The following is an 18325-nucleotide window of genomic DNA, read 5'->3' on the forward strand; positions in this document are numbered from 1 at the left end:
CTCTTCTCAGTGTGGCGCGCGGCTTTCCGTTGAGAAAACCGCCCGCCTGAATCATTCGGCGTCCGCCGCGCGCACCGCGCGTACGAATGCCGCCATCCGGGCGTGATCTTTCACGCCCTTGGCGCCCGCAACTTCGATGCCGCTCGAGACATCGACCGCGTAGGGGCGCACGCGATGGATCGCATCACTGACGTTTTGCGCGCTCAACCCACCACTCAAAACGGCCCGACGCGCGAGCTCTGCTGGAATAAGTGACCAATCGAAAACCTTCCCGCCGCCGCCATAGCCTTCGACATGGGTGTCGAACAGAAGACCACTGGCCGCTGAATAGTTGAGAGCCGATTTTACCAAATCGGCCGGCTGAGTATCCGCCGCAACGCGCAATGCACGCAACCAAGGCAAACCCGCAACGCCGGCGAGCGTTTCGCACTGCTCCGCGGTCTCGTCGCCGTGAAATTGCAACAGCGTAAGTCCGACATTGCTCACCACTTCGCGGATCCAATCCGGCGTCGCATTGACGAACAGGCCAACCACCGACACAAACGGCGGCACGTCGTGCACGAGCTCGACGGCCTGGGCGACGCTGACCGAGCGCGGGCTCGGCGGATAGAACACGAGGCCGATTGCGTCGGCGCCGAGGTCGATCGCGTGCGCGACATCCTCGGCCTTCGACAGCCCGCAGAGCTTGATGCGCGTGCGATGCGGCACGTGTTGCTGTTGCGCGGCGGCGCCGGCATCGGTGCCGGCCGGATTCGGCGAATTTTCGCTAGCTGTCATGTTTGCGGTTGCTCGGTCCATACGGTACTCCACGGCACGCTGCCTGTTTGCGGCGCGGGCACGGCGAATTGCTCAGGATAGCCCACTTGCGCGAGATACAAGCCGTCCGGCATGAAGGTCGGCGCGGCGCAGTCGCGGCTGCGGCTCGCGAGCACGTCCATCATCCATTCGGCCGGCCGACGGCCGCGGCCGATCTCGATCAGGCAGCCCATCAGGTTACGCACCATGTGGTGCAGAAACGCATTCGCCCGAAAGCGGAAATGGATGAAGTTGCCCTGCTGTAGAACGTCGATCTGATACAGATGCTTGATGGGCGTTTTCGATTGGCATTGCGACGAGCGGAACGATGAAAAATCGTGCTCGCCGATCAGATGAGCGGCGCCAGTCCGCATCGCGTCGACGTCGAGCGGCGTATGCACCCAGCCGGCTCGCGTCGCCAGCATCGGCGAGCGCACCGGATTGACGTAAAGGACGTAGTAATAGGTCCGCTCGAACGCTGAAAACCGCGCGTGAAACTCGTCCGGCATCTGCTTGGCCCACTGCACGCCGATTGTCTTCGGCAGAAACGAGTTGGGGCCGCGCACCCACGAGACGTCCGCGCGGTCGAGTTCGGTGTCGAAATGCACGACTTGCCCGAGGCCGTGCACACCTGCATCCGTGCGGCCCGCCACGACGGTGTGCACCGGCGTTTGCGCGAATTCGCGCAGTGCCCGTTCGAGTTCGTTCTGCACGGTATTGCCGTGCGGCTGCGACTGCCAACCGCCGAACGCCGCGCCGTCGTACTGGACGCCCAATGCAATTCGCGTCACGACAACGGCGCCAGCGTCGAGAGCAACGCGCGAGCCTCGGTGCGAGTTGCCGGATCGTTCGCCTCGATCACTTCGTTGATGAGCGAGCGTGCGCCGGCCAGGTCGCCGAGTTCGATGTATTCGGACGCGAGGTCGAGCTTGTTGCGCGCGATGCGGACGAGATCGACCTGCGTAAACGCCGGCAACGGCTGAGCCGCGCTCGGCGGCAATTCGAGGTCGAAGTTGAGCTTCAGTGCGCCGAAACCGGCCGCGCCGAGGCCCGCGACAGCCGCGTGACCGGCGGTGCCGGCGGTGATTTCATCGGCGATATGCGGGGCGTCGTCCGGCTCGTGCGGCGCGAAGGCTTGCTGCAAGGTCGTTTCAGGCGAGGCGACCGGCTGCGTGACCAGCGAGACGGGGCTCTGCACGCCGTCGGCGGAAGCTTCGATGCGCGGCGGCAGCGGCATGTCGAGACTGCTGAACGCATCGACGGCGTCGCGCGGGAACTCGGTCGGCGCGGCGGGCGAGAGTTCGGCGGGCGTCGACGTATCGAGGTAGGGCTGGCCGAACGGCGAAGTCGCGCGCGGCTCGATGTGCTGTTGTTGCGTGAAATCGATCACAGGTGAAGGGACGTTCAGATGATTCTGCGGCTCGGTGGCCGGTTCTTGCGGGTCTTGCGGGTCTTGCTGTGTGGCCGGTGCGGTCGCGGGGTCGTCGTTCAGTGGCAAATGGTGAACGGATTCCTCTGACGGCAACGCTTCGTCGACCGGTTCGAGCGATGTCAGCGGCAAGGCTTCGGCGCCGAGCTCCGCCGCAGCGGCGAGGCTTGCCGCAGTGGTCGCGCTGTCGATGTGGTCCGGATGCGCTGCCGGGAGCGGTTCGGCGGCGAAGGCGCTTTCGGCGTGCGGGACATCGTGTGCGGCCGGCCGGGCCGGTTCGAACATTGCCGGCGATGCGTTGTGTTCTTGCCCTATGTCGATGGGCTGAAGTGGGTTGGAGTTTTGTACCTGGCCGTCGGGTTGGGATTCCTGGATAGGAGATTGTTGTTCTGCCGCGGCTCGCTCGGCTGACGTGTGTTGTGCCGAGTGGTCGGCGGCCGCGCGGTCGGCCGATTGTTGGGCTGCTGAGTGTTCGGCTGCTGCCTTTTCTGCTGCCGAACGTTCGGCAGCTGCACGGTCTGCTGCTGCACGTTCCGCCGCTTCACGTTCCGCCGCTTCACGTTCAGCTACCGCCAGCGCCGCCGCTTGCCGCACTGCCTCGCCGTCGTCCGCTCCCGGCACATCGCGCCCAGGCATCTCCCCGCTCGCCGCAACGCTATCCTGCAAGTCACTTGCGCGCGCCGACGCCGCCACCGCACCGTCATTCGACGCCGCTTCCGCCGCCGCGCTACCCTCTCGCTTACGCCGACTCATCCGCAACGCTGCCAGCAGCACCACCAATGCCGCGCCAACCGCCGCCGCGATGCTCAGATCCTTTTGCGACATCCCGCCGCCATTCGACGCAGGAGCGGCCGCCGTCCCTTGCCCAGACGCCGTCGGTGCAGCCGACGACGCTCCCGCCACAGGCTGCGGGGCTCCCGCCGGCGTTCCGCTGGTAGCGACCGGCGCACCGCCAATTCCGTGCTTCTGCAACTCCATCAGCACACGATTTTTCAGCGCGAGCAATTGCTGCAAGCTGGACACCTGCGCACGCGGTTGCGAGGCCGACTGCGCAGCACCAGGCGCCTGAGCCGTTCCTGCGGCTGGCGTTTGGGCGCTTCCGGCAGGCGCACTCGCCGGCGCTTGTATCGACCCGGACCACTCATGCGCGTCGCTGACCGGCGCCGCGGCCGCCTGCGAACCCGCTCCCGGTGCAGCCGCCCCGTCACCGCTCACCGCCGTGCTACCTGACGCAGCCGAGCTTGCTCCAGCCACGGCGCTGGCCGTGGCCGAAACGGTGGGCGCGGCAGGCGTCGCTGCGGGTGCTGCGGCACTTGTCGCACTCACCGCACTAGTAGCGGCCGCATTGACCTGCGCGGCGCCGCTCGTCGCGTTGGCCGCGACCGCAGCATTCGGTGCCGAAGCAGCCGCCGCTGCTGACGCCGCCAAAGCCCCGGACGCATCCAGCGCCGGCACCGTCAACACCGCTCCGACGCGCATCCGGCTCGGATCATGGCCCATGAACGCGTTTGGATTCGTATCGAACAGCGCGCGCGACGCGCGCACGAGCGTCGCGCGGTCGTGTGATTGCGTGACGGCGATCGCCACGTCGTTCAGCGACTGCCCTGGCCGCACCGTGTATTGACTGCCGGCAGCATACGAAACGGCGGCGGCGTCCGGCGCGCTCGCGGCATCGCCGGGCGCGGCCACCGCGCTGACCGTGCCCGCGCTGATCAGCGCCAATGCCAGAACGGCCGCGGCCGCCGGGCGGTGCGTCGAACAAACCTTATCCTGATGAATGAACATAGCCCGAATGGACGAGAGTCGAAGGATCATCGGGACTCCTGGCGCGTCAGCGCGCAGCCCTTTTTTGCGGTTGGAAGGAGACAAGATAATCGGAGCACACAATGAAAAAAGCGCCGCGCAAGCGCGACGCTTCTAGAGTTTTCTACGCGTCGTGAGCGCGTAGTTTACTTTACTTGTCGAGCACAATGCGAAGCATGCGACGCAGCGGTTCGGCCGCGCCCCACAGCAGCTGATCGCCGACCGTGAAGGCCGACAGATATTCGCCGCCCATCGCGAGCTTGCGCACCCGGCCGACCGGCACCGTCAGCGTGCCCGTCACCACCGCCGGCGACAGATCGCGCATCGACGCTTCGCGTTCGTTCGGCACGACCTTGACCCAGTCGTTGCCCGACGCGAGGATGCTGTTCACCTCATCCAGCGGCACGTCCTTGTTCAGCTTGATGGTCAGCGCCTGCGAGTGGCAGCGCATCGCGCCGATGCGCACGCACAAACCGTCGACCGGGATCGAGCCCGGCGTGCCCATGGCCGGCTTGCCGAGAATCTTGTTGGTTTCGGCCCCGCCCTTCCATTCTTCCTTCGACATGCCGTTGCCGAGATCCTTGTCGATCCATGGAATCAGCGAGCCGGCGAGCGGCACGCCGAAGTTGTCGGTCGGCATCCGGTCGCTGTTCATTGCGCCCAGCACGCGGCGGTCAATGTCGAGAATCGCCGACGACGGATCAGCGAGGTCTTCCTTGGCCGCACCGTACAGCGTGCCCATTTGCTGCAGCAGCTCGCGCATGTTTTGCGCGCCCGCGCCCGAAGCGGCCTGATACGTCATGGCCGTCATCCAGTCGACGAGGTTTTCGCGGAAAAGGCCGCCCAGCGCCATCAGCATCAGGCTGACCGTGCAATTGCCGCCGATGAAATTCTTCTGGCCCTTGACCAGCGCGTTCTTGATCACGTCGAGGTTGACCGGATCGAGAATGATGACCGCGTCGTCCTTCATGCGCAGCGACGAAGCCGCGTCAATCCAGTAGCCGTTCCAACCTGCTGCGCGCAGCTTCGGGAACACGTCGTTCGTGTAGTCGCCGCCCTGGCAGGAAATGATCGCTTCGCACTTCTTCAGGTCTTCGATGCTTGTCGCATCTTTGAGCTTGGTCTCGTTTTTGGCGAACGACGGCGCGTTGCCGCCCGCGTTGCTGGTGCTGAAAAACACCGGTTCGATCAAGTCGAAATCGCCTTCCTGTTGCATACGTTGCATCAGGACGCTGCCGACCATGCCGCGCCAACCTACGAGACCTACGTTCATGACTTCATACCCTTCGAATGGAAACTTCCCCGCATCTTTGCCCGCAGTGACCGCGCGGGGAAGATGAGCGGGCACGACGGACGATCAGCGTTTCGTGATCGTTTTCGGGGTAATCGTTTTAATGAGCGTTTTGATGGTAATGGCGCGCTCAACCACACGGGCCGTTGTGCCGTGCGATTTGGAAATCGAGGAGATTTGGGAGATCTGCGCCATCGTCACAATATACACGAAAACCGGAATCTGGCGACGTCCTTCGCTGCCGTCCGACTGCATTACGCGCGAAATCGGCCTGTTTCGAGGCCGATTCGCGCTTTAAAGGCCGTTTGACGACCTGCCTACCGCTTTAAACCTACCGCGCCTTACAGCGCTGCAACGACGGCGTCGCCCATTGCGACCGTGCCAACCTGCTTGCAACCCGGCGTGAGAATGTCGCCGGTGCGGTAGCCCTGCTCGAGCACCTTCTTCACCGCGTTTTCAATGCGATCGGCCTGCTCAGCCTTGTTGAGCGAATAGCGCAGCATCATCGCTGCCGACAGGATCGTCGCCAGCGGATTGGCCACGCCCTTGCCAGCGATATCCGGTGCGGAACCGTGCGACGGCTCGTACAAGCCCTTGTTGTTCTTGTCGAGCGACGCCGACGGCAGCATGCCGATCGAACCCGTCAGCATGGCCGCTTCGTCGGACAGAATGTCGCCGAACATGTTGCCGGTGACGATCACGTCGAACGACTTCGGCGCCTTCACCAGTTGCATCGCGGCGTTATCGACGTACATATGCGACAGCTCGACGTCTGCGTATTCCTTCGACACGTCGATCATCACGTCTTTCCAGAACTGCGACGTTTCGAGCACGTTGGCTTTGTCGACTGAAGTCAGCTTCTTGCCGCGCTTTTGCGCCGCCTGGAAGGCGACGTGCGCGATGCGGCGCACTTCGGGTTCCGAATAACGCATCGTGTCAAAGCCTTCCTTCGCGCCGGCAAACAGGCCGTCCGGTGCTTCGCGCACGCCGCGCGGCGCGCCGAAGTAGATGTCGCCGTTCAGCTCGCGCACGATCAGGATGTCGAGACCCGAGACGATCTCTTCCTTCAACGACGACGCACCGGTCAATTGCGGATAGCAGATCGCCGGACGGAAGTTCGCGAACAGTTGCAGGTGCTTGCGCAGGCCGAGAATCGCCTGCTCCGGGCGCAGCGCGCGTTCGAGCTTGTCGTACTTCCAATCGCCGACTGCGCCGAACAAGATCGCATCGGCTTCCTTCGCCAGTGCCAGCGTCGAATCGGGCAGCGGGTGGCCCTTCGCTTCGTAGCCCGCGCCGCCCACCGGCGCTTCTTCGAGTTCGAACTTTTCGCCGAGCACGTTCAGGACCTTGACGGCCTCCTTGACGATTTCGGGACCGATGCCGTCGCCCGGCAACACTGCGATCTTCATGCGAATTCCTTGATGATTTTCTTCGAAACTGTTGAGCGTGAATCAGCGCGAGGGCCTCGGGCCCTCACGCACATCGAGCATGCATCAACCGACGATACGGTGATTCAGCCACGGCTGCTTCGCGAGGCGCTCGGCCTCGAACTGGCGAATCTTGTCCGCGTGACGCAGCGTCAGGCCGATGTCGTCGAAACCATTCAGCAGGCAGTACTTGCGGAACGCCGCGACGTCGAACGGATACTCGGTGCCGCCGTCCGACGTGCGCACGACTTGCGCTTCGAGATCGACGGTCAGCTTGAAGCCGTTGAACGCATACGTTTCGTTGAACAGGTGGTCGACTTGCTGTTCGGTCAGCACGATCGGCAGCACGCCGTTCTTGAAGCAGTTGTTGTAGAAAATGTCGGCGAAGCTCGGCGCGATCAGCGCGCGAAAGCCGTATTGCTGCAACGCCCACGGTGCGTGCTCACGCGAGCTGCCGCAGCCGAAGTTCTTACGCGCCAGCAGCACCGAAGCGCCTTGATAACGCGGCTGGTTCAGCACGAAATCCGGATTCAGCGGACGCTTCGAATTGTCCTGGCCCGGTTCGCCGTGGTCGAGATAACGCCATTCGTCGAACGCGTTCGGACCGAAACCCGTGCGCTTGATCGACTTCAGGAATTGCTTCGGAATGATCGCGTCCGTGTCGACGTTCTCGCGATCGAGCGGCGCCACGACGCCGGTGTGTACGATGAATTTATCCATGACGCTTGCGCCTGTTTCAAGACCGGGCGATGCGAGCAACAGCCGGAAAGCCGCCAGCCGCATCGCCGGCAAAAATCAAAAACCGCTTATTTCTCAGCGTGATTGCTGATCGAATTGCCGAGGTGCGACATGTCCTGGCCAAATCCGTGCACCGTGTTGCAACCGGCCAGACCGAGCAGTAGCCCGGCCAGCGAACCGAGTGCGAAGCGGCGCAAGAGAGTGGTGCGATTCATGTTCTTCATCATGCGATTTATCCAAGCTTGCGAATATCGACGAAATGCCCTTCGATCGCCGCAGCCGCAGCCATCGCGGGGCTCACCAGGTGGGTACGGCCACCGGCGCCTTGACGACCTTCGAAATTACGATTCGACGTGGACGCGCAACGCTCGCCTGGATCCAACCGGTCGGCGTTCATCGCGAGACACATCGAGCAGCCCGGCTCGCGCCATTCGAAACCGGCGTCGGTGAAGACCTTGTCGAGGCCTTCACGTTCAGCCTGCGCCTTCACCAGCCCCGAACCCGGCACGACCATGGCCAGACGGATATTCGGCGCGACGCGGCGGCCCAGCTTCTTCACGACGTAGGCAGCAGCGCGAATGTCTTCAATGCGCGCGTTGGTGCATGACCCGATGAAGATTTTATCCGGCTTGATCGACTCGATCGGCGCATTCGGTTCGAGCGCCATGTACTTCAGCGCGCGTTCCATTGCATCGCGCTTGACCGGGTCTTTTTCGCGTTCCGGGTCCGGCACGCGGCCGTCCACGGCGGTGACCATTTCCGGCGACGTGCCCCACGTAACTTGCGGCACGATTTCCGCGGCGTTCAGTTCGACTACGCGATCGAAATGCGCGCCGTCGTCGGACTTGAACTGCTTCCAGTACTCGACCGCGTGATTCCACTCGACGCCTTCCGGCGAGAACGGACGGCCCTTCAGGTATTCGATGGTGGTGTCGTCGACCGCGACCATGCCGGCACGTGCGCCCGCTTCGATCGCCATGTTGCAGACCGTCATGCGGCCTTCCATGGACAACGCGCGAATCGTCGAACCACCGAATTCGATCGCGTAACCCGTGCCGCCTGCGGTGCCGATCTTGCCGATGATCGCGAGCACGATGTCTTTCGCGGTACAGCCGCGCGGCAGCTGGCCTTCGACCTTCACCAGCATGTTCTTGCTCTTCTTCTGCAAGAGCGTTTGCGTGGCCAGCACGTGCTCCACTTCCGAGGTGCCGATGCCATGTGCGAGCGCGCCGAACGCGCCGTGCGTGGACGTGTGCGAGTCGCCGCAGACGATCGTCATGCCCGGCAGCGTAGCGCCCTGCTCCGGCCCGATGATGTGCACGATGCCCTGGCGCAGATCGTTCATCTTGAACTGCGTGATGCCGTAGGCGTCGCAATTCGAATCGAGCGTGTCGACTTGCAGCTTCGAGACCGGATCGGCGATACCGTGCGTGCGGTCCGTAGTCGGCACGTTGTGGTCCGAGACCGCCAGGTTCGCGCTGATGCGCCACACCGGACGCTCAGCCAGCTTCAGGCCTTCGAACGCCTGCGGGCTGGTCACTTCGTGCAGCAGGTGACGGTCGATATAGAGAATCGTCGTACCGTCGTCTTCCGTGTGGACCACGTGCGTGTTCCACAATTTGTCGTAGAGAGTCTGTGCCATGGTATGCGGGGTAGTAATGACTGCGGGCTGACTGTGTCGGTCGATTATGCCACGCAGCAACGCGCCGTGGGCGCCTCAATCAGCGGAAAAACCGATAAAAAACAGGGAGTTGGGTGGTAGTACCGATACCTGTATCGACGTTACCCGGCAAGCGGGTGCGCGATTCTCAGCGACGCTTTCCGCGCACGTGCGGCATGGCGGCGAGCGTAGGTCAGCAAAAAGAAAACGCCCCAACGGTGAACCCGTTGGGGCGTTTTAGCTTCAGCAGACTCCGCGCTCGCTCGCAATCAATCGATTCAACCGATCGCTACAAACGAAGCAGACTCACAACCGATCAACGTTGCGCGAGCGGCTTCGCTTCACGCTGCGTGTCGCCGATGAACAGCTGACGCGGACGGCCAATCTTCTGTTCCGGATCGGCGATCATTTCGTTCCACTGCGCAATCCAGCCGACCGTGCGTGCCATCGCGAAGATACACGTGAACATCGAGGTCGGGATGCCCAGCGCGCGCTGCACGATGCCCGAGTAGAAATCGACGTTCGGATACAGCTTGCGCGACACGAAGTATTCGTCTTCCAGTGCGATCTTTTCCAGCGCCATGGCCAGCTTGAACAGCGGGTCGTCGTGCAGGCCCAGCTCTTCCAGCACTTCGTGGCAGGTTTCGCGCATCAGCTTCGCACGCGGATCGTAGTTCTTGTAGACGCGGTGACCGAAGCCCATCAGCTTCACGCCCGAGTTCTTGTCCTTCACTTGCTTGATGAACTCAGGAATGTTGTCGACCGAGCCGATTTCTTCCAGCATGTTCAGCGCGGCTTCGTTCGCGCCGCCGTGCGCCGGGCCCCACAGACACGCGATACCTGCTGCGATACACGCGAACGGGTTAGCGCCCGACGAACCGGCGAGACGCACGGTCGAGGTCGACGCATTCTGCTCGTGGTCCGCGTGCAGGATCAGGATACGGTCCAACGCCCGCACCAGCACGTCGTTGACCTTGTAGTCTTCGCACGGGTTCGAGAACATCATGTGCATGAAGTTCGCGCTGTACGACAGGTTGTTCTTCGGGTACGCAAACGGCTGGCCGATGCTGTACTTGTACGCCATTGCGACCAGCGTCGGCAGCTTCGCGATCATGCGGATCGCCGACACTTCACGGTGACGCGGATTGGTGATGTCGAGCGAGTCGTGATAGAACGCCGACAGGGCGCCGACTGCTGCGACCAGAATCGCCATCGGGTGCGCGTCGCGACGGAAACCGCGGAAGAAGAAGTGCATCTGCTCGTGCACCATCGTGTGCTTCGTGACGGTGTTCACGAACTCTTCGTTCTGTTGCGCGTTCGGCAGTTCGCCCTTCAGCAGCAGATAGCAGGTTTCGAGGAAGTCGGCGTTTTCCGCGAGGTTGTCGATCGGGTAGCCGCGGTACAGCAGCTCGCCCTTGTCGCCGTCGATGTAGGTGATCGCCGAATTGCACGCCGCCGTCGACATGAAGCCCGGGTCGTACGTGAACTTGCCAGTCTGGCCGTACAGTTTGCGAATGTCGATTACGTCCGGGCCGAGGGTGCCCTTGTAAATCGGCATTTCAACGCTCGGCGAATTGTCGCTGAACGATAGCGTGGCTTTAACATCTGACGGGGTCATAGCACATCCTCAATCGAAGTATGGATACAGGGTTTCGATAATCGCACGCCTGGACAACGGACTGGCCGCGGACTGGCGGCACTCAAGCGTTGCGCAGCAGCTCCAGCACCCGAATCACATCCGGGTCGGCAAGCTCGCCTTCCGGTTCCTTGCGTACGAGCAGCAAGTCCATCAGGTCGTTATCGCTCAGCTCGAGCAGGCGCGTGAGAGCGCCCACGTCGGCATCGCTGAGGTCATGCTCATATCGGCCGAAAAAACGTTCAAAGATCAGATCGTTTTCCAGCAGGCCCCGCCGCGCGCGCCAGCGAAGGCGCGCGCGGCGGAGAGGGTCGGACTGATGCGATGTTTCGTCCATCTCAGACAGCGCGGCGAACCATCAATTCCTTGATCTTGCCAATCGCCTTGGTCGGGTTCAGGCCCTTCGGGCAAACGTCGACGCAATTCATGATGGTATGGCAACGGAACAGACGGTACGGATCTTCCAGGTTGTCGAGGCGTTCACCCGTCGCTTCGTCGCGGCTGTCCGCGATGAAACGGTAGGCTTGCAACAGGCCGGCCGGGCCCACGAACTTGTCCGGATTCCACCAGAAGCTCGGGCACGACGTCGAGCAGCTGGCGCACAGAATACATTCGTACAGGCCGTCCAGTTCGTCGCGTTCTTCCGGCGACTGCAGACGTTCCTTTTCCGGCGGCGGCGTATCGTTGATCAGGTACGGCTTGATCGAGTGATACTGGTTGAAGAACTGCGTGAAGTCGCAGATCAGGTCGCGCACGACGGGCAGGCCCGGCAGCGGACGCAGCACGATCTTTTGCGGCAGGTCGTTCATGTTCTGCAAGCAGGCGAGACCGTTCTTGCCGTTGATGTTCATCGCGTCCGAACCGCACACGCCTTCGCGGCACGAGCGGCGGAACGACAACGTCTCGTCCACTGCTTTCAGCTTGAGCAGCGCGTCGAGCAGCATGCGTTCGTGCGAGTCGATTTCGATCTCGTACGTTTGCATGCGCGGTGCCGCGTCCTTGTCCGGATCGTAGCGGTAAATTTCAAATGTACGCTTAGCCATTTCTGAATTCCTTTGACTTGTGCCTTAGAAGGTACGCGCTTTCGGCGGCACCGATTCGACGGTCAGCGGTTGCATGTGAACCGGCTTGTAGTCGAGGCGATCGCCTTCGCTGAACCACAGCGTATGGCGCAGCCAGTTTTCGTCGTCGCGATGTTCGAAGTCGTTCTGCGCATGCGCGCCACGGCTTTCCTTGCGCGCTTCGGCGGAGACCATCGTGGCGCGTGCCACTTCGATCAGGTTCGCCACTTCCAGCGCTTCGATGCGGGCCGTGTTGAACACCTTCGACTTGTCCTTCAGATGGATGTTGTCGACACGTTCAGCCACTTCACGGATACGCTCGACGCCTTCAGCCAGCAGCTTCGACGTGCGGAACACGCCGGCGTGCGCCTGCATCGTGCTGCGGATGTCGTTCGCGACCGATTGCGTGTACTCGCCCGACGACGACTTCTCGAGCTTGTCCAGACGCGACAGCGCGAAGTCGGCGGCGTCGGCCGGCAGCGGCTTGTGTTCCTTCAAGTCCTTCACGTGCTTGACGATGTGGTTGCCGGCTGCGCGGCCGAACACCACCAGGTCGAGCAGCGAGTTCGTGCCGAGACGGTTCGCACCGTGCACCGACACGCACGAGCATTCGCCCACAGCGTAGAAACCGTTGACGACTTCTTCGTGACCACGCGCCGTGCCGACGACCTGACCGTTGATGTTCGTCGGGATACCGCCCATCTGATAGTGAATGGTCGGCACAACCGGAATCGGCTCTTTAATGCAATCGACGTTCGCGAACTTCATCGCGATTTCGCGGATCGACGGCAGACGCTTCATGATCGTCTCGGCGCCGATGTGCGACAGGTCGAGCAGCACGTGATCCTTGTTCGGACCCACGCCGCGGCCTTCCTTGATTTCCTGGTCCATCGAACGCGAAACGAAGTCGCGCGGCGCCAGATCCTTCAGCGTCGGCGCGTAGCGTTCCATGAAACGCTCGCCGTTCGAGTTACGCAGAATGCCGCCTTCGCCGCGCACGCCTTCGGTAATCAGCACGCCCGCGCCGGCCACGCCGGTCGGGTGGAATTGCCAGAACTCCATGTCTTGCAGTGCGATGCCCGAACGCGCGGCCATGCCCAGACCGTCACCCGTGTTGATGAATGCATTCGTGGATGCCGCGAAGATCCGGCCCGCGCCGCCCGTGGCGAACAGCGTGGTCTTGCCTTCAAGGATATAGACGTCGCCGGTTTCCATTTCCAGCGCGGTCACGCCGAGCACGTCGCCGTCGGCGTCGCGGATCAGGTCCAGCGCCATCCATTCGACGAAGAATTGCGTTTTGGCAGCCACGTTTTGCTGGTACAGCGTGTGCAGCAGAGCGTGACCGGTACGGTCAGCGGCCGCGCAAGCGCGTTGCACCGGCTTTTCGCCGTAGTTCGCCGTGTGGCCGCCGAACGGGCGCTGATAGATCGTGCCGTCCGCGTTGCGGTCGAACGGCATGCCGAAGTGTTCGAGTTCGTAGACGGCGTTCGGTGCTTCACGGCACATGAATTCGATCGCGTCCTGGTCGCCGAGCCAGTCGGAACCCTTGATCGTGTCGTAGAAGTGGTAGTGCCAGTTGTCTTCGCTCATGTTGCCGAGCGATGCGCCGATGCCGCCTTGAGCAGCGACCGTGTGCGAGCGCGTCGGGAACACTTTGGACAGCACGCAAACCGACAGACCGGCGCGCGCGAGTTGCAGCGAAGCGCGCATCCCCGAGCCGCCTGCGCCGACGATGACCACGTCAAACTTGCGACGCGGCAGAGAATTCTTGATTGCAGCCATTCTTTTACACTCTCCAGAGAATCTGCGCAGCGTAGCCCGCACATGCGAGCAGCCAGACGATCGTCAGCGCCTGAAGCGTCAGGCGCACGCCAACGGGCTTCACATAGTCCATCCAGATGTCGCGGATACCAACCCACGCGTGATAGAACAGCGACAGCAGCGTGACAAACGTGGCGAGCTTCATCCATTGCGTCGCAAAGATCGACGCCCAGCCTTCGTACGAGAAATCGTGCGCGCCGAAGAACCACGCAAGCAGGATCACCGTGTAGATCGCCATTACGGCGGCGGTGAGGCGCTGTGCGAGCCAGTCGCGCAGACCGTAATGCGCACCGACGACGAGACGCTTCGAACCGATTCGGTTATTAGCTGACATTTTTTAGAATGCTCCGAACAGTTTTGCCGCGAATGCAATGGTGAGCAGCGACGACACCACGAGGACCACGATAGAGGTCTGCTTGCCTTTTTCCTTCGTCACCGCGTTGTGGTTCGTATCCATCACGAGGTGACGGACGCCGGCGCAGAAGTGAAACAGGAAAGCCCACGCGAGAACGAGCGTGATGAGCTTGACGATGATGTTGGAGAGGAAACCTTTGAAGACTTCGAAACTCAATTCGGAAGTCAGGCTCTGATCAAAGAGGTACAGCAGGAACGGAAGAAAAACAAACAGCAGACCACCGCTCACGCGGTGCAGAATCGACACACGCCCCGCTAGCGGGAGACGGTATGCCGTCAATATTTGCCCAATACCGATGTTCCGGAATTCCGGCCTCGGTTTTTTTACGGCTTCAGCCATGCTAGACCCCTACTATGTAGTCACACTAATCCGCAATTTTAGCGCCTTTTTATATCGCGCTGCAGCGAAAACCACGACAGGTCCGTTACAGCACGCGCGATAAAGCGCCGTCAAACAGGCGCGCGTGTGGGACGCCGCGCCTGGATTCAGCCCGATTCAGCTCAGATCGTTCTGATAGTAATACCCGGTTGTGACATACCAACCTCGCCGGACTTCGACCGGCCGGTCCCCATACGTGTAGGACACGCGCTCGACCGACAGCAGCGGAAAACCCGCCGGCACATTCAGCAGATCGGCCACCGAAGGCTCGGCCGCGACCGCGCGGATTTTCTCAGTCGCGCGGATCATGCGGGTGCCGAATTCCGTCTCGAACATCGCGTAGAGGGGACCCTTGAACTCCGACAGCCGTTCGAGCGTGAGTCCGCGGAACACGGCGCCGGGCAGCCAGATTTCGTCGAGCACGGTAACTTCGCCGTCGAACTGCAGCAAACGCTTGATCAACACGACCGGATCGGCCGGTTTCAGATCGAGTTGCCGGGCGATGTCCGCCGAAGCGCGCAACCGCCGGCATTCGAGCAGGCGACTCACGTGCGGATGCTCGGCGCCGTCGTCGGCCAGGAGTCTCAGGAAGCGGAACTGGGCGCGGTCCTCATTGTGCGTCGCAACGAACGTGCCCTTGCCCTGACGACGCACCAGCAGGTTGTCGGCGGCAAGTTCGTCGATCGCTTTGCGCACCGTTCCCTGGCTGACCTTGTATCTGGCCGCCAATTCGACTTCACTAGGAATGATCTCGCCGGGCTTCCATTCGCCGCTTTCGAGGCTCTGCGTAATCAAGCCCTTGATCTGCTGATACAAGGGACTGAAAGTGGGCGACGCAGCGGGAGCGGCAGCGGATACACCCTCGCCTGCGGCCCCTTGGCCGTTCGGGTTCGTGGTATTCGCCGGGTTCGAATTCATCCGCGCATTTCATCATAAAGGGCTGGGGCGCGTCTAGGGTTTTCCCCGCAATAGATGTGTCTTATATAAGACATAAGATAATGTTGACTTTGTGCCTGTCGACTCCTACACTCCTTGTCGAGCAAGGGTTTGCGGGTTTTTCGGCAGCTGTTCGATGCAGCGCCGCAACGCGCCGGCAGCCACTCTGCACCATGCTGTTCCCTCGCAGTTCAGGTTTCGATTCGCCGCCATCCGTTGGTCAGCCGCTTGCCGAAACGCGCTGTTTGCAGGAGCCCGCACCGTGCAGCGGCTACCCGGCGCCTCGCTGTCCGCTCCCGCTCTCTCAGGAAAACGCCGGGTCATCCCGGGTTTTCCCGCTCGAAGGAAGTCCCCAGGGATTACCCTTCCAGAGCCTGGCGTGAAGCGCCGGCAGAGAGCGTCCCGTAGCTCTGGCAGTACAGGTTTCCGGCATGGCGGTCTTGCCGCAACGCGCCGCCCGGCCTCGTCAGATTCCGAGTCCGCACGCGAACAGTGAATTCCGCCGTGTTTCATAACGCTTCGCTGAACGCGCATATAGAATGGCGTTTTCCCTAGCGTCTAACGCATCGTCCTGGAGATTTCTCAATGGCTAAGCCCGCAAAGCGCGTTGCCGTCACCGGCGCCGCAGGTCAAATCGCTTACTCCCTGCTGTTCCGCATCGCCAATGGCGACCTGCTCGGCAAGGATCAACCGGTTATCCTGCAACTGCTCGACCTGCCGCAAGCGCAAGGCGCCGTCAAAGGCGTCGTGATGGAACTGGATGATTGCGCATTCCCGCTGCTGTCGGGCGTCGTGATCACGGACGACCCGAAGGTCGCATTCAAGGATGCCGACGTGGCCCTGCTGGTCGGCGCGCGTCCGCGTTCGAAGGGCATGGAGCGTAAGGACCTGCTGTCGGCCAACGCCGAGATCTTCACCGTTCAGGGCAAGGCGCTGAACGACGTTGCGAGCCGCGACGTGAAGGTGCTGGTGGTTGGCAATCCGGCCAACACGAACGCGTACATCGCAATGAAGTCGGCGCCGGATCTGCCGAAGAAAAACTTCACCGCGATGCTGCGTCTGGACCACAACCGCGCGCTGTCGCAACTGGCCGCCAAGTCGGGCAAGCCGGTCGCGTCGATCGAAAAGCTGGCTGTGTGGGGCAACCACTCGCCGACCATGTACCCGGACTTCCGTTTCGCGACCGCAGAAGGTCAGAATCTGACGAAGCTGATCAACGACGACGAATGGAACCGCAACACGTTCATCCCGACGGTTGGCAAGCGCGGCGCGGCGATCATCGAAGCACGCGGCCTGTCGTCGGCGGCATCGGCGGCTAACGCTGCGATCGACCACGTGCGTGACTGGGTCCTCGGCACGAACGGCAAGTGGGTCACGATGGGCATTCCGTCGGACGGCTCGTACGGCATTCCGGAAGACATCATCTACGGTGTGCCGGTCACGTGCGAAAACGGCGAGTACAAGCGCGTCGAAGGTCTGGAAATCGACGCGTTCTCGCGCGAAAAGATGGACGGCACGCTGCAGGAACTGCTGGAAGAGCGCGAAGGCGTTCAGCACCTGCTCGGCTAAGCACTAGATGCCGATGAACCGGAACTCCGAAGCGTCACCGCGGCGGGTTCCGGTTTTTTTCGTGCGAATGCAGTGGTTCGCAGCTGATTCGAACGCGTTTTGTCACCATGTCGCCGTGGCCAGACAGAACGCGCCCGAATCGGATTTTCTCCAATCACACCCACGCCCCTGACGCCGAAGATGCGCGCCCTCACACCCGCCGAAGTGCTGTTTGACGGCGAAGCGCCGCCCGCCGTGCTGCCTGCCTGCGATCACTACGCCGGCAGCGAAAAGCTGATGCTGAAATCGCTCGCGTTGCAGCAGCAACTGGGGCCGGTGTTCGATATCACGCTCGATTGCGAAGACGGTGCGCAAGTCGGTCGCGAAGCGGAACACGCCGAGCTGGTCGCGTCGCTGCTGGGTAGCGAACATGACCGCTTTGGCCGCGTCGGTGTGCGCATTCACGACTTCGATCACGCGCACTGGCGCGACGACGTGCGCGTCATTCTGCGTGCCGCGAAGCGAGCCCCCGCTTACATCACCCTGCCGAAAGTCCGCAACGTGCCCGACGCCGCCGAAATGGTCGCGTTTATCGAGGCGACGCGGCGCGAACTCGGCATCGCGCAGCCGGTGCCGGTGCAACTGCTGGTCGAAACGCACGGCGCGCTCACGCGCGTATTCGATCTGGCCGCGCTGCCGGGCGTCGAAGCGCTGAGCTTCGGCCTGATGGATTTCGTCTCCGCGCACGACGGAGCAATTCCCGATACCGCGATGCGCTCGCCGGGCCAGTTCGATCATCCGCTGGTGCGACGCGCGAAGCTGGAAATTTCGGCAGCTTGCCATGCGTTCGGCAAGGTACCGTCGCACAACGTCAGCACGGAAGTGCGCGACATGAGCGTGGTCGCCAACGACGCCGCGCGCGCCCGCAACGAGTTCGGCTACACGCGGATGTGGAGCATCCACCCGGCGCAGATCGAGGCGATCGTCGCCGCGTTTGCGCCGCGCGACGAAGAGATCGCCACGGCAACCGAGATCCTGCTGGCCGCGCAATCCGCGCAGTGGGGACCGACGCGTCATCACGACACGTTGCACGACCGCGCGAGCTACCGCTATTACTGGTCGGTGCTGCGCCGCGCGCAATCCACGGGTCGCGCGCTTGCGCAAGAAGCCGCGCCGCTGTTCGCGCAAGTAGGCGCTAACGGACTGTCGGCATCATGAACGCGATGGCTCAGGTAGCAGCGATGAGCACACACGCTGCAAGTATCTTGCATGGGACCGGAATGAGCGCTGAAGCGCTAACTTCGGTCGACATTGGAGAAGGCGGGAAATGAGCGAGACGACGCAAGCCGCTGGTGCACAAAGCGGCAACGAACCACCACAAAGCGGC

18 protein-coding genes are annotated in these 18325 nt (G+C 62.2%); 2 read left to right on the forward strand and 16 right to left on the reverse strand.

What is annotated here, in order from left to right:
* Window positions 1-51 precede the first annotated feature (51 nt).
* The 16 genes from BGI01S_RS25540 to BGI01S_RS25615 form a co-directional block, all read right to left on the reverse strand.
* Window positions 52-777: a phosphoribosylanthranilate isomerase gene (locus BGI01S_RS25540; RefSeq protein ID WP_084585496.1), complete on the reverse strand. Its 726-nt coding sequence runs from the start codon at window positions 775-777 to the stop codon at window positions 52-54.
* The gene (truA, locus tag BGI01S_RS25545; RefSeq protein WP_042329007.1) at window positions 774-1586 is read right to left on the reverse strand and encodes a tRNA pseudouridine(38-40) synthase TruA; all 813 of its coding nucleotides are present in this window, start codon (window positions 1584-1586) and stop codon (window positions 774-776) included. Before truA ends, BGI01S_RS25540 begins: the two co-directional genes overlap by 4 nt.
* Complete coding sequence (locus tag BGI01S_RS25550) at window positions 1583-4039, reverse strand: FimV/HubP family polar landmark protein (protein WP_042329008.1); 2457 nt, start codon at window positions 4037-4039, stop codon at window positions 1583-1585. Before BGI01S_RS25550 ends, truA begins: the two co-directional genes overlap by 4 nt.
* 139 nt (window positions 4040-4178) lie before the next feature.
* Window positions 4179-5300 (reverse strand): aspartate-semialdehyde dehydrogenase, encoded by a 1122-nt coding sequence (asd, locus tag BGI01S_RS25555; RefSeq protein WP_042329010.1) that lies wholly within the window; start codon window positions 5298-5300, stop codon window positions 4179-4181.
* 84 nt (window positions 5301-5384) lie between these two features.
* Entirely contained in the window at window positions 5385-5573 is a 189-nt protein-coding gene (locus BGI01S_RS25560; protein ID WP_042329011.1) for a hypothetical protein, read from the reverse strand.
* A gap of 86 nt (window positions 5574-5659) precedes the next feature.
* Complete coding sequence (leuB, locus tag BGI01S_RS25565) at window positions 5660-6727, reverse strand: 3-isopropylmalate dehydrogenase (protein WP_029971412.1); 1068 nt, start codon at window positions 6725-6727, stop codon at window positions 5660-5662.
* 84 nt (window positions 6728-6811) lie between these two features.
* Window positions 6812-7465, reverse strand: a complete 654-nt coding sequence (gene leuD / locus BGI01S_RS25570; protein ID WP_042329014.1) for a 3-isopropylmalate dehydratase small subunit — start codon at window positions 7463-7465, stop codon at window positions 6812-6814.
* Window positions 7466-7551: 86 nt separating this feature from the next.
* Window positions 7552-7710, reverse strand: a complete 159-nt coding sequence (locus BGI01S_RS25575; RefSeq protein ID WP_042329016.1) for an entericidin A/B family lipoprotein — start codon at window positions 7708-7710, stop codon at window positions 7552-7554.
* 5 nt (window positions 7711-7715) lie between these two features.
* Window positions 7716-9125 (reverse strand): 3-isopropylmalate dehydratase large subunit, encoded by a 1410-nt coding sequence (gene leuC / locus BGI01S_RS25580; protein WP_042329017.1) that lies wholly within the window; start codon window positions 9123-9125, stop codon window positions 7716-7718.
* Window positions 9126-9459: 334 nt separating this feature from the next.
* Window positions 9460-10761: a citrate synthase gene (gene gltA, locus BGI01S_RS25585; RefSeq protein ID WP_042329018.1), complete on the reverse strand. Its 1302-nt coding sequence runs from the start codon at window positions 10759-10761 to the stop codon at window positions 9460-9462.
* 82 nt (window positions 10762-10843) lie between these two features.
* Window positions 10844-11116, reverse strand: a complete 273-nt coding sequence (locus BGI01S_RS25590; protein ID WP_042329019.1) for an FAD assembly factor SdhE — start codon at window positions 11114-11116, stop codon at window positions 10844-10846.
* Between the two features lies 1 nt (window position 11117).
* Window positions 11118-11822: a succinate dehydrogenase iron-sulfur subunit gene (locus BGI01S_RS25595; RefSeq protein WP_007178777.1), complete on the reverse strand. Its 705-nt coding sequence runs from the start codon at window positions 11820-11822 to the stop codon at window positions 11118-11120.
* Between the two features lie 24 nt (window positions 11823-11846).
* Window positions 11847-13622 carry a succinate dehydrogenase flavoprotein subunit gene (sdhA, locus tag BGI01S_RS25600; protein ID WP_042329020.1) on the reverse strand — a complete coding sequence of 592 codons (1776 nt, stop codon included), beginning with the start codon at window positions 13620-13622 and terminating at the stop codon, window positions 11847-11849.
* Between the two features lie 4 nt (window positions 13623-13626).
* Window positions 13627-13995, reverse strand: a complete 369-nt coding sequence (gene sdhD / locus BGI01S_RS25605; protein WP_042329022.1) for a succinate dehydrogenase, hydrophobic membrane anchor protein — start codon at window positions 13993-13995, stop codon at window positions 13627-13629.
* Between the two features lie 3 nt (window positions 13996-13998).
* Entirely contained in the window at window positions 13999-14415 is a 417-nt protein-coding gene (gene sdhC, locus BGI01S_RS25610; protein WP_042329023.1) for a succinate dehydrogenase, cytochrome b556 subunit, read from the reverse strand.
* A 156-nt stretch (window positions 14416-14571) separates the two neighbouring features.
* Window positions 14572-15372, reverse strand: a complete 801-nt coding sequence (locus BGI01S_RS25615; RefSeq protein ID WP_042329025.1) for a GntR family transcriptional regulator — start codon at window positions 15370-15372, stop codon at window positions 14572-14574.
* A gap of 603 nt (window positions 15373-15975) precedes the next feature.
* Here BGI01S_RS25615 and BGI01S_RS25620 point away from each other — a divergent pair.
* Window positions 15976-16959, forward strand: coding sequence for a malate dehydrogenase (locus tag BGI01S_RS25620; protein WP_042329026.1), 984 nt, complete (start codon window positions 15976-15978; stop codon window positions 16957-16959).
* Between the two features lie 180 nt (window positions 16960-17139).
* Window positions 17140-18156, forward strand: a complete 1017-nt coding sequence (locus tag BGI01S_RS25625) for an HpcH/HpaI aldolase/citrate lyase family protein (protein ID WP_042329028.1) — start codon at window positions 17140-17142, stop codon at window positions 18154-18156.
* The last annotated feature ends 169 nt before the right edge of the window (window positions 18157-18325 follow it).

Source organism: Paraburkholderia ginsengisoli NBRC 100965 (assembly GCF_000739735.1).
Lineage (GTDB): Bacteria > Pseudomonadota > Gammaproteobacteria > Burkholderiales > Burkholderiaceae > Paraburkholderia > Paraburkholderia ginsengisoli.

Excerpts from the sequence above, each read along its gene's own strand:
- BGI01S_RS25540 (WP_084585496.1), bottom strand. The coding sequence starts at position 777 with ATGACAGCTAGCGAAAATTCGCCGAATCCGGCCGGCACCGATGCCGGC.
- BGI01S_RS25550 (WP_042329008.1), bottom strand. The coding sequence starts at position 4,039 with ATGATCCTTCGACTCTCGTCCATTCGGGCTATGTTCATTCATCAGGAT.
- asd (WP_042329010.1), bottom strand. The coding sequence starts at position 5,300 with ATGAACGTAGGTCTCGTAGGTTGGCGCGGCATGGTCGGCAGCGTCCTG.
- BGI01S_RS25560 (WP_042329011.1), bottom strand. The coding sequence starts at position 5,573 with ATGCAGTCGGACGGCAGCGAAGGACGTCGCCAGATTCCGGTTTTCGTG.
- leuB (WP_029971412.1), bottom strand. The coding sequence starts at position 6,727 with ATGAAGATCGCAGTGTTGCCGGGCGACGGCATCGGTCCCGAAATCGTC.
- leuD (WP_042329014.1), bottom strand. The coding sequence starts at position 7,465 with ATGGATAAATTCATCGTACACACCGGCGTCGTGGCGCCGCTCGATCGC.
- BGI01S_RS25575 (WP_042329016.1), bottom strand. The coding sequence starts at position 7,710 with ATGATGAAGAACATGAATCGCACCACTCTCTTGCGCCGCTTCGCACTC.
- leuC (WP_042329017.1), bottom strand. The coding sequence starts at position 9,125 with ATGGCACAGACTCTCTACGACAAATTGTGGAACACGCACGTGGTCCAC.
- gltA (WP_042329018.1), bottom strand. The coding sequence starts at position 10,761 with ATGACCCCGTCAGATGTTAAAGCCACGCTATCGTTCAGCGACAATTCG.
- BGI01S_RS25590 (WP_042329019.1), bottom strand. The coding sequence starts at position 11,116 with ATGGACGAAACATCGCATCAGTCCGACCCTCTCCGCCGCGCGCGCCTT.
- BGI01S_RS25595 (WP_007178777.1), bottom strand. The coding sequence starts at position 11,822 with ATGGCTAAGCGTACATTTGAAATTTACCGCTACGATCCGGACAAGGAC.
- sdhA (WP_042329020.1), bottom strand. The coding sequence starts at position 13,622 with ATGGCTGCAATCAAGAATTCTCTGCCGCGTCGCAAGTTTGACGTGGTC.
- sdhD (WP_042329022.1), bottom strand. The coding sequence starts at position 13,995 with ATGTCAGCTAATAACCGAATCGGTTCGAAGCGTCTCGTCGTCGGTGCG.
- sdhC (WP_042329023.1), bottom strand. The coding sequence starts at position 14,415 with ATGGCTGAAGCCGTAAAAAAACCGAGGCCGGAATTCCGGAACATCGGT.
- BGI01S_RS25615 (WP_042329025.1), bottom strand. The coding sequence starts at position 15,372 with ATGAATTCGAACCCGGCGAATACCACGAACCCGAACGGCCAAGGGGCC.
- BGI01S_RS25620 (WP_042329026.1), top strand. The coding sequence starts at position 15,976 with ATGGCTAAGCCCGCAAAGCGCGTTGCCGTCACCGGCGCCGCAGGTCAA.
- BGI01S_RS25625 (WP_042329028.1), top strand. The coding sequence starts at position 17,140 with ATGCGCGCCCTCACACCCGCCGAAGTGCTGTTTGACGGCGAAGCGCCG.